Raw genomic sequence first — 13,340 nt, 5'->3', positions numbered from 1 at the left:
TCCCGGTGGCCAAAACAAATGCGCCGCAAGAGCCTTTTTGTGTCCCATTGCGCTCGCGCTGCAGTCGAATTCGTCGGTTTATGTCACAATCCCTTTGGTTAATTTGTCGCGAGTCGAATTAACAAACGATTCAGAGGTGTTCAAAAAAATTACTGGTTAGTAACAGCGAATAAGCGGAGGTCACGTATGGAAGCGGTGCAAATCACGGGGCTCGGGATTGACGGTCCGTGGTCGGAATCGGGATGTGGTTGGCGCGATCACGCGACGGGGTGCTGGGTCACCGCGGCGACGCCGGCCGCGGAGCCCGATCTGTGGAATCAGTACCTGCAAGGCGCGCTGAACAGCTATCGCCGACACGGGCTGGATTGGGTGCTCGACCTCGACCAGATCCAGGATGGAACCGACACGTCCCTGTTTTTTGCTGCGCTTGACCCACATGGGCGGGTCGTCGGAGGTACGCGTGTTGTCGGGCCTTTGCGCTCGCCGGAGGACTCCCACGCTCTCGAGGAATGGAAAGGCAACCCGGGCCTTCCGTTGCTGCGCCATATGATTTCCAACCGGCTTCCGTTCGGCGTCGTGGAGGTGAAAAGTGCGTGGACCAATTCTCGCGAATATGGCAATCGCGCGCTGTCCACCGTGCTGGCCCGCACCGCGCTGCCGATGATGACTTTGCTGGGTGTCCAGTTCGTGATGGCCACCGCCGCGGCTCACGTGCTCGAGCAGTGGCAGTCGTCGGGAGGCGTGGTGGCCAACCGGGTGCCTGCGGCGGCCTATCCCAACGAGGACTATCGGACCAAGGTGATGTGGTGGGATCGTCGCACCCTTGCCACACATGCCGAGCCGGGACAATTCAGGCTGATGTGCGCCGAGAACGCCGAAATCCTCAGTCGCATCTCGGCGTAGCAGAAATCAAAGTGCTCTAGGGTCGACTCGTGTCCATCGCTGAGCCCGTGCGCGACGTTGCGGCGTTGCCCCTGGCCCCGAAAAACCCGCTTCCGTATCGGGAACGACTGAAGGCCATCAAGGAATTTCATACCGGCACCAACAAACTCCGCGATGCCGGTGGTCCTGTCACCCGGGTTACCTTGGGCCCGAAGTGGCTGATCCCGCCTATCGTTTTGGCGACATCACCACAAGGCATCCGCGACATCGTCAGTGTGAGAGACGGTTCGGTCGACAAGACGAGCACGGTGGCCACCGAGCTTCGTCGGCTGCTTGGCGCAAACCTGTTCGTCTTGCCCCACTCGGAGTGGTTGCCGCGCCGACGCACCCTGCAACCGGTGTTCACCCGCCAGCGTGTCCGCCAGTTCGGTGGGCACATGGCCGAGGCCGCTCAGATCGTGTGTGCCCAATGGCGCGACGGCGCCGAGATCGATCTGGACGCGCAATGCCGCACGCTGACGCTGCGGGCATTGGGTCGCTCGGTATTGGGTTTGGATCTCGATGAGCGCTCCGACGCGATCGCCGAGCCGCTGCGCGTGGCGACGAGTTACGCGGTACGGCGCGCGCTGCGGCCGCTGCGTGCACCAGAGTGGATGCCCACACCGGCGCGTCGGCGTGCCCGCGCTGCGGCCGCGGCGATTCGCGAGCTGGCCGAAGAGATTTTGCAAGCGTGTCGTGCCGACCCCGGGAGGGAGGCTCCGCTGGTACACGCGCTGATCGCCGCCACCGACCCCGAGACCGGGCAGTCGTTGTCGGATAACGAGATCCGCGACGAAATGATCATTTTTCTGTTCGCCGGCCACGACACCACGGCGACGACTCTGACCTACGCGCTGTGGGCGCTGGGTCGCCACCCGGACTTGCAGCAGCGCGTCGCGGCCGAAGCCGCCGGCCTGCCAAACCGCCAACTCACTCCCGACGACGTTGCGCGGCTGGGCTTTACCGTCCGGGTACTTCAGGAGGCGCTGCGGCTGTGCCCACCGGGCCCGACCGGAACCCGAATGGCGACGCGCGATGTGGAAGTCGCCGGCTACCGCGTCAAAGCCGGCACCATGCTGGCGTTCGGAAGGATGGCGGTACAAACCGACCCGGGCCTGTGGGACGATACGCTGCGGTTCGATCCCGACCGGTTCAGTCCCGAGCGCGCTGACGGTCGCGACCGTTGGCAGTATGTTCCGTTCGGGGGCGGGCCGCGCTCGTGTATCGGGGACCACTTCGCGATGCTGGAAGCCACCCTCGCGTTGGCGACCATCGTGCGCCGAGTCGAAATCGAGTCTCTTTCCGAAGAATTCCCGCTGGCCGTGCCCTTCACAATGGTCGCGGCAGCTCCGATCAGGGCCAAGATACGACTGCGTGAGTGACCGTTCCGCTGCCTAAGTCCTGACGCAGTGCGCACCTGCCGGCCGGGGGTGGGGACCGGCGAGTTGTCGCGAATGTCATGATTGCGGCTATGGCTTCTCGACACATGCGATTTCGGTTCTTCTATCGGGTTGGCTTCACGCCGTGGGAGGGCCATCCGATCGGGCAGGGTCTGCGGGATCTGGTCGAGGGAAACGCGGAGACCCCCGGGCTGCCCGAGGGGTCGGCTCTCGACGTGGGATGCGGCACCGGGGATTGCGCCATCTACCTTGCTCAGCAGGGCTGGAAGGTCACCGGGGTTGACTACGTCGCAAAGCCGCTCGACAAGGCGCGGGCCAAGGCCGGCGCCGCCAAGGTTCCGGTCGATTTCGTCCGTGCTGACGTCACCCAGTTGAGTCAGTCCGGAATCGGCACGGGCTTTGACTTGATCGTCGATAACGGGTGCATCCACAACATGAGTGGCGCCGATCGTGAGGCCTACGTCCGGGAGATCAGCGCCGTGGCCGCGCCCGATGCGCGGCTATTCATTGTCGCGTTCCCTCCCGGTGGCCGGTTGGGGGTGCCGGGCATTGATCACGCCGAGATCGAACGACGATTCGCTCCCGGCTGGAGGCTGCTGTCCACCGGCAACGAGAGGGAACTCGACGACAAGACCGCAACGTATTACTACCTGCTTCAACGCCACCCTTAAGAAGGGCCCGTGTCGGAGAAGTCAATCGGGACGACGCGTTTGGTCAAGAGCGACTCCATCGCCGAGTTGTCCAGCGGGCGGGACAGCAGAAAGCCTTGTGCGCGATGGCAACCGAGGCTGAGTAGCGTCTTGGCTGCGGCCACGGTTTCGACCCCTTCGGCGACGACCTCGAGCCCGAAGGCCTCGGCCAGTGCCATCGTCGAGCGCACGATCGCCAGGTCACCGGCGTCGGTATCGAGACTGCGGACAAACCCTTTGTCGATCTTGAGTGCGTCAACGGGCAGAGATTTCAGATAGGTCAGCACACTGTAACCGGTGCCGAAGTCGTCGATGGCGATCTGTACGCCGATATCCTTCAATCCGAACAATGTTTTGCGTGTGGCGTCGATATCTTGAACCACAACACTTTCGGTGATCTCCAGACATACGGTGCTGGGATCGAGACTAAACTCGTCGAGGGTGGCTGCGACCGCGCCGACAATGCCATCTGTGACGAGCTGCACCGGCGACACGTTGACACGGAGCACCGTGCCTTGTCCGACGCCGCGTGATTGCCAGAGCCCGAACTGTGCACACGCGGAACGCATTACGAGACGGCCGAGTTTGGCGCCGAGGTTGATCGATTCCACGACCTGAATGAACGAATCGGGCATCAATAACCCCAGAGTCGGATGTTGCCAACGGATTAGCGCCTCGGTACCCAGGATGGCGCCGGTGTTCATGTCGAACTCCGGCAGGTAGTGCAGCACTAAGGTCCCGATGCCGCTATCGATCGTTCCTTCCAGATGCAGTTCGATGTCGTTGCGGATCATGTCTGTCGTAGACATCTCCGGACTGAAGGTTGCGAGTTTGTTGCCGCCGGAACCCTTAGCTGACCGGGTGGCCTGGTCGACTCGACGCAGTAGGTCCGACGTGCTCTCGTTTCCGGGTAGGCCGGCTGCGACGCCGATACTGACGGTACGACTGAGCATCTCACCGTCGATTGAGACTTGTCCGTGAACCTTGTTGTGCAGCGACCGGGCGAATGCTTCGGCAGCCTCGACGTCCATGGGCCCGGTCGGCACGACGACAAACTCGTCACCGCCGAAACGCGCTATGACGGTGGGGACGGCATCGACGGCCTCGCGCAGCAGCGCGGCGAAGGCCACGATGAACCGGTCGCCGGCGTCTTGGCCGAGGCGGTCATTGATGACTTTGAAGCGGTCGAGCGAGACGAACACCACCGAGACCGGACCCGGCTGTCCCTCGGCCAGCCGCTTGTCGAGGTAGGCGATGAGCGCCCTGCGGTTCAGCAACCCGGTGAGTTCGTCATGTTCAGCGAGGTAGTGGATCTGCTCTTCGGCGACGACCCGGGCCTGCAATTGGGCGAAGAGCGCGGCGATCGCCTGCAGCGCGTTGAGCTCTTCGGGCAACCATTCGCGGTCTCCGACCTTGCCGAAGGCCAGCGTGCCGGTCGTTACATCGCCAGACAGCAGCGGCACGGCGGCCAGGGATACGGTGCCCCACCCGGTGCCCTCGTCGATATTGCGTTGATAGTCGGCATTCGCCGGCGCGGGACGCACAACTTGCGGCACCTTGAGGTGCTCGGCCTGGGCGAAGACGGAGTCGGCGTCGGAGAAATAGATGACGCCGATCGGGTCGGGGTCGGCGTTGCGTGGCGGCCACTCGGCGACGAGCACCGTGGCGTGGATCGTGTGATCGTTGTGGCGCAGGAAACTGAAGTCCACAGCCAATTCGCGGACCAAGTCGCCGAGCACTCGTTGACTCATCGCGGCAGAGTCAGCCGCGGTGGCCGCCATCAACTCTGCGGCGGCAGCGGTGACCAAATAATCTAGCGTGCCCGACATCGCCCTTACCGTAGCCTCAACTCGTGGGCCGCGCCGACATTGCGTACTGGGTCATGGGCATGCGCGCCAAACAGACTCGGAATCCATAAGTGGTGGATCAGCAGGGGATCGCTCAACGAAGCACCCGTCCGCGGTCAAAATCGCGGCGGCTTGGTACCGATGCCGGTGGACCGGCAGTGAACCGGAGTACCAGTACCGCGGAATGTTCGGAAGGTATGCCTGCCAAACCCCGGAAGTCGCGCTGCAATTGCGTTAGCTCATTCGCGAATTGGGTTGACAACTCGCCGAATTCAGTTTCGTTGTGGGCGTACAGGAAGACCGGGGAGACCGGCTGCACGGAAAGCCCTTGCTGCTGCGCAATGATCCAGATCAATTCAACGGCCGCTCCTCCCATCGCGTAGTCGCGAAGGTCCTCTCCTGGTACGGAGATCGCGGCCAGCGCAGAACTGGCTAATATCCGGTCCCGGGCGTCTTCACCGAGAGCGCTGCCGGCGTTCCATTGGGCCAGATGGGTCATGACGTCGGTGCGGCGCAGGATATCGAGCATCGCCAGATCTCCGGTGTCGAGTTCCAGACTGCGCACGTCGATGCCGGTGTCGGGGTCGGCGTCACCGGGCCAGCGCAGCTCGGAGACCATCTCCTTGTGCAGCTGCGGCGTCAGGTAGCGGGCGCGGTCGGACGCGGCAAGAATTGTTGCCGCATGCGCGATGTCGTCTCTGTCGGTGATGAGGTGTAGCTGCGCGCCTTCCCGTTTCGCCGCGGCGCGCAACGCCTCGATGGTGGTGGCGCCGATCGGCCGGGGGCTGCCGTGGTGGCGGTTGGTTTCGCGCTCGAGCATCGGTCGATAGAGATCGGCAAGGTCGGGGTCGGTGCCGTCGCTCAATTTCAGGGTGGCGCGCAGCGGCGATCCGTTGCCATTTTCGGTGAGGCTGACGGGGCCCAGGACGTGGTGAGCCGCGGCGGCGATCCTGGCGTTCAAGAGGGCAGCCCCCACTGCGACAGCGCTGCCCCGGAATCCGACGTCCATTGTCGACGTGTGTTGGGCGGCAACATCGATGGTGATCTCGGTAGCTCCGGCTTGGACATACCAGGGCTGCACATTTCCCCCGGAAGGCGCGCGGATCGCCGCGGCAGCGATGATTCCGGCGATCCCGGGCAGTTCCGGTGGCTCGGGATGGTCTACCGGCGTGGGGTGGTGGCTGGCCATATCGGGGTCATCGAGTTGGTCGAGCGCCCAGCCGATATCGATGCGAGTACGGCCCGAGCGAAGCTCCTCGCCGAGCCCGATTCTGCGCACGCCCTCGGCCAACGCCGACGCCCCCAGCACGACATCCGAGGCCACCTGCGGCCAGGTCGACACCGTGCGGTCGATCTCTAACAGGGAGGCAGCCGTCCGGGGTGAAAGGCGTTCGGCCTCAAGGTGACGCAAGATGTGGGGGACCTTCTCGCGGCTGCTCATGCCGGGCAACAATCCGATGTCGAGGTCGCCGAGCAGACCATGCAGAATCGGTCGCTGAGGCTGTTGATCGAAACGTTCCACATCGATCAGGCCGCGATCACTAGTCGCCATCAACACCGGAATGCGGCGGGCGCGGGCGCCTTCCCGCAAGACCGCCTTCATGTCCAGCGAATCGCATTCTTCGATGACGATGTCGAGCCCGTCCAAAAATGCGTCGACGGTATCGAAGGTCAGTCCGGCGTCAAACACCTCCACTGGCAGGTACGGGTCGAGCTCGGCGATCCTGCGCGCCGCCACACAAGCTTTATTGACGCCAAGGTCGAACACGGTGGCAGGCACCCGATTCAGGTTCGATAGCTCGAGATGATCGAAGTCAGCCAGCCGAAGGCGGCCACACAATCCCTGGGCCGCCAGGGTGTGCGCGATGACGTGGCCGACGCTGAGACCGGCGACGCCGATGCGCAGTGCGCCCAGCCGGTCCTGTTCCGCCGGGGTGATGTTATTGCGATTGCGGTCCAGGCGTACGGCGCGATATCCGCGCGGGCCCAGCACCGCCACAACCGCGCGCCGCCACGGGTAGTAGGCCCAGCGGCCGGGCTCTGTCAGAAGCTCAGGATGCGGGGTGGGCCGAAGGCTACGCAGGTTGGCTGTCTGTGCATCGAGCCGGTCGATGAACTCCACGCTGGGATCGGCGTGTAGTCGCTGCAACGCCAACTCGCCCTGTGCCACCGTAGCGTCGAGAAGCTGCGCGGTGTAGGCAATTTCGCCGGGCTCATCCATGGTGCTATGTGTATAGCACCTGGGCGGCAAGCCGGACCTGGTTTGAGCCGGTTTGCGTAGCGCAAGATCAACGCCGAGGTGTTCCTTCGTCGAGGAATTGCCCATGCCGTATGAGATTGGTGACGGCTGCATCCCAGCGGCGCAATTGCGGCTCGGTAAAGAAAGATTCCTGCAGGTATAGCTCGATGTACGGATGCAGAATGATCGCGCCGACACGCAGGATCAGCGGGTTGAGCGCAGCCCAATCGGGGTCGAGGTCGGGGTGTATGTTGTTCCGTCGGGCGAACTCGTCGCGCTGGGCCGTGCTGATTCCCAAGAGCCCGGTGAAGATGACCGAACCCAACGCGCCGCCTTCGACGAGCGCGCGACCGATATAGGTCATCACGTCGGGTCGTTCGAGCATAAGTGCTGTCAGTCGGCGCCCGGCCGCGTTGAGCCCGTCGGACGGGGGGTCGGGCAACGTTGTGGGTTCCAAAGCCTCGCTTACCACCTGCAGGACGTACTGATCGACCGCGGCGGTCAGCGCGGCCTTAGTACGAAAGTGGTGCTGCACCAGCCCAATCGAAACCTCCGCGCTCTCCGCGATCGCGCGCAGGGTCGTGGCGGCGATGCCGCGAACAGCGAAGCAGCTCAGCGCGGCGTCGCGAATTCGCTCCTTGGGGGGAGGCTCTGCCGGCGGGGGCGGGTCATACGGAAACAGCCGGGTGGATCCCACGGCCGGACAATATACCCGCGCCGCGTCGCGATACGCAGATATCGGATTACCGTACATTGGTATCGATTCCGGCGTTTAGCGCGTTCGACGCTCGAAATACCGGACCATCTGTTGCCAGTACACAAGCGTCAGTGCCATCTGCACCACGACGGCGATCAGCGCCGGGCGCAGCCGATGCCTGCGCGCGGCGACCACCGCCACGAACGCGGCAGCCGACGTCGCCGCGCTCACCAACATCGCCGCATCGCCGGGCCGACGGCTGATCCACAGCTCTTCGCCCAGCATCGCCCGCGTCGACCATGCGCGGTGATGCGCCGGCTTGCCGAAGACCACGGGATTCACGGCCAGCCACAACGCAATCCACACCGCGTGGGCCCGCCGCCGCGTCCAGACCGGGACCAGGACCAGCGGCGTGCTGGCCCACCGGGTCCAGGCGCTGAGCGGATGGCAGTGCCGCGCGAAGACGGCGCGCCGAATCCGCGCGACGGACGACACGGGCGCTATCGCTTGGCGGTGTTGGAACGCTGGGCCGGGACGACCACCGGGGCGCCCACGGCGGGCGCAGACGCGGCCGGCAGCGGCGGCCGCGGAATTCCCGGGGTGCCCAGCGCCCCCGCGAGCCAGGGCAGCGACGCCGCGAACACTCGGTCCGCGAATGGCCAGTCGTGCTTGCCGGGCTGCGGCACCACCGCGCAGTCGATTCCCTCGGAGCGGCCGAGCGCACACAGCGAATAGGCGGCGGCGGTCTGATTGCCCGGATTGGCGGCCGCGTCGCGTCCGGCGAGGCGGATGGCACCGCTGTCGCTCAGCTGGAGGTCGCGGCGCGCGGTGGGCGGGCCGTCGGACGAGATCGCAAACCAGCCGGCCACGTCGCGGTAAGGGCCGTGCCGGTTGATCACCGTGGTCGGATCGAAAGCCGCCCAGGCGTCGGCGTTTCCGCCGAACAGTCTCGCGATGGATTGGGCCTTGTTCCCGGCGTTCGGAAAGAAATCGCCGGCGACGTCGACGAACGCGCTGAACATGTCGGGGTGCATCACGGTCAGGTCCACGGCGCAGGTCCCGCCCATGGACCAACCCGCGACGCCCCAGTTTGCCCGGTGCGGGCTGACCCCGAAACTCGAAATCATGAACGGCACAACATCTTTGGTCAGGTGGTCGGCCGCGTTGCCCCGGACCCCGTTGACGCATTCGGTGTCGTTGTTGAATGCGCCGCCGGAATCCACGAACACCAGCACCGGCGCCTTGCCGTCGTGCGCGGCGGCGAAGTCGTCGATCGTCTTGACCGCGTTGCCCGCACGTGTCCAGTCCGCCGGTGTGTTGAACTGCCCGCCGATCATCATCACGGTCGGCAGCTGCGGAGGTGGGGTGGTCGCGAACCATTCGGGCGGCAGGTAGACCAGCTCGCCGCGGTGTTTGAAGTGCGACCCGTCCGAGGGGATCGCCACCGGCACCACCGTGCCGTGCGGTGGCCGGATTCGGTTGGCGGCCATCGCGGTAACGGTGGCCCGATCGGTTTGGTCGGGCAGCGGGCCCGACGTCAGCTGGCTCCACGCCGACTGCACGGTGGGGAAGTAGCCCACCCAGACGTTGAGCATCAGCGCGGTGCTGAGCAGGCACAGGGGCACGGCCAGCACCGCGGCGCCGCGCCGCCAGCGGCGCGCGGTGCGCCAGCCCAGCGCCAGCACCGCAGCCGCCGTGCCCGTCAGCGCGACCCAGAGCCACAGGGCCGCCGGGGCGGGGTCGTCGGAGAGCCCGCGGTCGACGATGTACCAGTGCGTCAGGTAGGCGGCGACCCCGCCGGCCAGCGCGGCCGCCGGCATCCACACCGTGCGCCAGCGGCGCGACCGCCAGCCGACGGCCAGCACCAGCACCACCGCGGCGAGCACCTGGATCGTCGCCGGCACCCAGCCATGCATCAGCGAGGTGTGGCTACTTGCCAGGAACTGCGCGGGAGCGCTGTCCGTCGGGGCTGTCACGTGACTCATTGTGATCTATCGGTAACCGGCCTGGAACCTATTCACCCAATGTTCGCTCTGGGCTTTCTGGAGTTCGGGGCCTGGGCTAATGCGGCTTGGCCAGCGGAAATGGCAATGTCTCGCGGATGCTGCGGCCCGTTATGAGCATGACGAGCCGATCGATGCCCATTCCCAGCCCACCGGTGGGCGGCATCGCGTATTCCATTGCCTGCAGGAAGTCTTCATCGAGCTCCATCGCCTCGGGATCCCCGCCGGCGGCTAACAGCGACTGCTCCTGCAGCCGGCGGCGCTGCTCGACCGGATCGGTGAGCTCGCTGTAGGCGGTGGCCAGCTCGACACCCCACGCCACCAGGTCCCACCGCTCGGCGACCCCCGGCTCGCTGCGGTGCGGCCGCGTCAGCGGGGACACCGAGGTCGGGAAGTCGATATAGAAGGTCGGCTCCTCGGTGCGGTCCTCGACCAGGTGCTCGTACAGCTCCAGCACCACCGCGCCCTCATCCCACTGCGCCCGGTAGGGGATGTGCGCGGCGTCGGACAGCTTGCGCAGGGTGGACAGCGACGTCGCGGGGTCGATGTGCTCGCCGAGCGCCTCGGACACGGCGTCATGGACGGTCTTGACCGCCCAGAGCCCGGAGATGTCGACCGGTTCCAGCCTGCCGTCGGCGCCGTGCCGCATCACGATCTGCTCGCCGTGCGCGGCCTGGGCGGCGTTCTGGATGAGCTCGCGGCATCCGTCGATCCACACCTTGTAGTCGGCGTGGGCCTGGTAGGCCTCCAGCAGGGTGAATTCCGGGTTATGGCTGAAGTCGACACCCTCGTTGCGGAAGGCCCGGCCCAATTCGAAGACCCGCTCCACGCCCCCGACGCACAGCCGCTTCAGGTAGAGCTCCGGCGCGATGCGCAGGAACAGGTCCAGGTCGTAGGTGTTGATGTGCGTGACGAAGGGCCGGGCGGTGGCTCCGCCGTGGATCTGCTGCAGGATCGGGGTCTCGACCTCGACGAAGTCCTTGGCGAACAGCGTCTGCCTGACCGAGCGCAACACCTCGCTGCGCGCCTTGATCAACTCGCGCGACTCGGGGTTGACGGCCAAGTCGACGTAGCGGGTCCGCACTCGCGCCTCCGGGTCGGTCAGCCCCTTCCATTTGTTAGGCAACGGCCGCAGGCACTTTCCGATCATCCGCCAGTCGGCGACGATCAGCGAGCGGCTTCCCTTCTTGGAGAAGCCCATGTGTCCGGACACCTCGACCAGGTCGCCCAGGTCGATGGCCGCGGTGAAGTCGGCGGTTCGTCCCCGCTGCAGCTGCGAATTGTCCAGCAGCACTTGCATTTCCCCCGACCAGTCACGCAGATCCGCGAACAGCACGCCGCCGTAGTCGCGGATCCGCAAGACCCTGCCCGAGACGGTGATGGCGTCCCGGTCGTCCGCGTCGAGGGCGTTGGCCACGGTGTGGCTGGGCGGAGTTCCGACCGGATACGCGTCGATGCCGTTGCGCTGCAATATCTTCAGCTTGGCCAGCCGCACCCGCACCTGTTCTGGCAGCCGGGACCTGGACTCCTCCTCGTCGGCGGTCTCGCGACGCTCCCGCAGCCCGCTGACGTCCGGGGCGCTGCCGTCGTGATGCAGCAGTCCGGATTCCGCCAATCGCGGCGGGACGGCGGGGTAGTGGCCGGTGTGCGTCTTGCGCCGGCCGAACGGCAACACCAGGAATCCCTCGGCGAGGGCCGAGGCGACGCCGACCCGCGGAATCAGGCGGGCGTCCTCGTAGCACGCGTACCGCGGCACCCAGTCGGGCTGGTACTTCATGTTCGAGCGGTACAGCGTCTCCAGCTGCCACCACCGGGAGAAGAACAGCAACAGCCCCCGCCACAGCCGGGCCACGGGGCCGGCGCCGAGCTGGGCGCCCTGTTCGAACGCCGAGCGGAACATCGCGAAGTTCAGTGAGATGCGGGTGATGCCAAGGGCTTCGGCGTTGAGCGCCAGGTCGCTGACCATCAGCTCGATGGTGCCGTTGGGGGACTGCGGTGAGCGGCGCATCAGGTCCAGGGAAACGCCGGTGGTGCCCCACGGAACCAGCGACAGCATCGCCACGACGCTGCCGTCCCGGTCCAGCGCTTCGACCAGCAGGCAGTCCCCGTCGGCGGGGTCGCCGAGCCGGCCCAGCGCCATGGAAAAGCCGCGCTCGGTCTGGGTATCCCGCCAGGCGTCGGCGCGGGCGATGGTGTCGGCCATCGCGTCGGCCGCGATGTCGCGGTGCCGCCTGATCCGCACGGTCAGCCCCGCCCGGCGAGCCCGGGTCACGGCCTGACGGACCCCGCGCATGTCGGGGCCGGACAGCTTGAAATCGGACGTCCGCAGGATGGCCTCGTCGCCGAGCTCGAGCGCGTTCAGGCCGCCCTCGCGGTACGCCCGCGCGCCCTGGGTGCTGGCGCCCATCACGCCGGGCGCCCAGCCGTAGGTCTGGCACAGACCCAGCCAGGCGTCGACGGCCTGGCCCCAGGCCCTGGGATCGCCGATCGGGTCGCCGCTGGCCAGGCACACGCCGATCTCCACCCGATAGGTGATGGCGGCGCGCCCGCTCTGGGCGAAGACCACGGACTTGTCGCGGCGGGTGGCGAAGTAGCCCAGGGAGTCGTTCTTGCCGTACAGCTCGAGCAGGCCGCGGATCGCCGATTCGTCCTCGCCGGTCAGCGCGTTCTCCGCGCGCTGGGACTGGAATAGCACGATCGTCGCCAGGATCAGCGCCAGCGCACCGAACAACCCGAAGATCGCGTTGAGGAATACGTGCGGCCGGCCGGTGAACAGGTCCGGATCCGCCAGCGCGAACCCGACCACCCGGTTGGCCACATACGGCAGACGGTCCGGGCGGGCCAGGGTTCCCGGGAACAACTCGACCAGACCCCAGGACACCAGGATCCCCACCACGTCGCCGGCGACCAGCACCGCGGCCGCCTTGACCAATGCGCCCTTGCGGACCTTGGCCCAGAACTCGCGGTACGCCAGCACCAGCAGGACGATCGCCACGATATGTACGGCGAACCCGAGGTTTTCGCCGAAGATCTCGGCGGCGGTGTTGTCGCCCGCGGCGATGTCGGCGGCGTTCAGCGCGGCGGCCAGGATCATGTTGGCCAGCAACAGCAGCCAGGCGATGCGCTTGCGCGCGGTCAGCGCCGCGGCCAGTAGGGCGAGGATGAACGACCACGCGATGCTGGTGTCCGGGAAGTTGAACAGATAGTCGTTGATGAACTCGCGGGGGACCTTGATCAGGTACCTGATCAGCGGGGACACGCTCCCGAGCAGTGACACGGTGGCGATGACGCCCACGGTCCATCCGGCCGCCGCCGGCACCCAGCGATACCGCGAGTTCGACCGGCGGCCGGGCCCCAAACGCGGCCCCGAACGAGGAGATGCGAGTGTCACAGACCGCGAGGATATGCCCTCAATCCGTGAAAAGCTTGTCGAAGCGCTAAGTGTGGCGGGCACGAGTTTGGGACTGCTTTTTGGGCCGCATTGGCCCCCGTTGCAGCGCGGTCGCCCGGCCGAAGTGCTAAAAGCCACCTCAAGGCTGCTAAA

9 protein-coding genes are annotated in these 13,340 nt (G+C 66.0%); 3 read left to right on the top strand and 6 right to left on the bottom strand.

Annotated features, from left to right (window positions below; genetic code table 11):
- Positions 1-186: 186 nt before the first annotated feature.
- From A5732_RS13795 to A5732_RS13785, 3 genes are all read left to right on the top strand, one after another.
- A complete protein-coding gene (locus A5732_RS13795) occupies positions 187-903 on the top strand; it encodes a hypothetical protein (RefSeq protein WP_076102488.1) in 717 nt (238 codons plus the stop codon).
- A 29-nt stretch (positions 904-932) separates the two neighbouring features.
- Entirely contained in the window at positions 933-2,303 is a 1,371-nt protein-coding gene (locus A5732_RS13790) for a cytochrome P450 (RefSeq protein WP_076055118.1), read from the top strand.
- Positions 2,304-2,392: 89 nt separating this feature from the next.
- On the top strand, positions 2,393-2,992 hold the full coding sequence (locus A5732_RS13785) for a class I SAM-dependent methyltransferase (protein ID WP_076102487.1): 600 nt from the start codon (positions 2,393-2,395) through the stop codon (positions 2,990-2,992).
- On the opposite strand, the gene A5732_RS13780 is transcribed toward A5732_RS13785, so the two are convergent.
- The 6 genes from A5732_RS13780 to lysX form a co-directional block, all read right to left on the bottom strand.
- Positions 2,989-4,839, bottom strand: coding sequence for a putative bifunctional diguanylate cyclase/phosphodiesterase (locus tag A5732_RS13780; RefSeq protein ID WP_076055114.1), 1,851 nt, complete (start codon positions 4,837-4,839; stop codon positions 2,989-2,991). The genes A5732_RS13785 and A5732_RS13780 overlap by 4 nt on opposite strands.
- Before the next feature lie 112 nt (positions 4,840-4,951).
- Positions 4,952-7,078 (bottom strand): Rv1355c family protein, encoded by a 2,127-nt coding sequence (locus tag A5732_RS13775; protein ID WP_076102486.1) that lies wholly within the window; start codon positions 7,076-7,078, stop codon positions 4,952-4,954.
- Positions 7,079-7,145: 67 nt separating this feature from the next.
- Positions 7,146-7,793: a TetR/AcrR family transcriptional regulator gene (locus A5732_RS13770; protein WP_076055252.1), complete on the bottom strand. Its 648-nt coding sequence runs from the start codon at positions 7,791-7,793 to the stop codon at positions 7,146-7,148.
- 75 nt (positions 7,794-7,868) lie between these two features.
- The gene (locus A5732_RS13765) at positions 7,869-8,288 is read right to left on the bottom strand and encodes a DUF6653 family protein (RefSeq protein ID WP_349289931.1); all 420 of its coding nucleotides are present in this window, start codon (positions 8,286-8,288) and stop codon (positions 7,869-7,871) included.
- Positions 8,289-8,293: 5 nt separating this feature from the next.
- Positions 8,294-9,778: an alpha/beta hydrolase gene (locus A5732_RS13760; RefSeq protein WP_216351580.1), complete on the bottom strand. Its 1,485-nt coding sequence runs from the start codon at positions 9,776-9,778 to the stop codon at positions 8,294-8,296.
- A 76-nt stretch (positions 9,779-9,854) separates the two neighbouring features.
- The gene (lysX, locus tag A5732_RS13755; protein WP_371915812.1) at positions 9,855-13,187 is read right to left on the bottom strand and encodes a bifunctional lysylphosphatidylglycerol synthetase/lysine--tRNA ligase LysX; all 3,333 of its coding nucleotides are present in this window, start codon (positions 13,185-13,187) and stop codon (positions 9,855-9,857) included.
- Positions 13,188-13,340: the final 153 nt, after the last annotated feature.

Source organism: Mycobacterium colombiense (genome assembly GCF_001953985.1).
GTDB classification, from domain to species: domain Bacteria; phylum Actinomycetota; class Actinomycetes; order Mycobacteriales; family Mycobacteriaceae; genus Mycobacterium; species Mycobacterium colombiense_B.
This window is presented reverse-complemented; position numbering and strand designations above follow the sequence as displayed.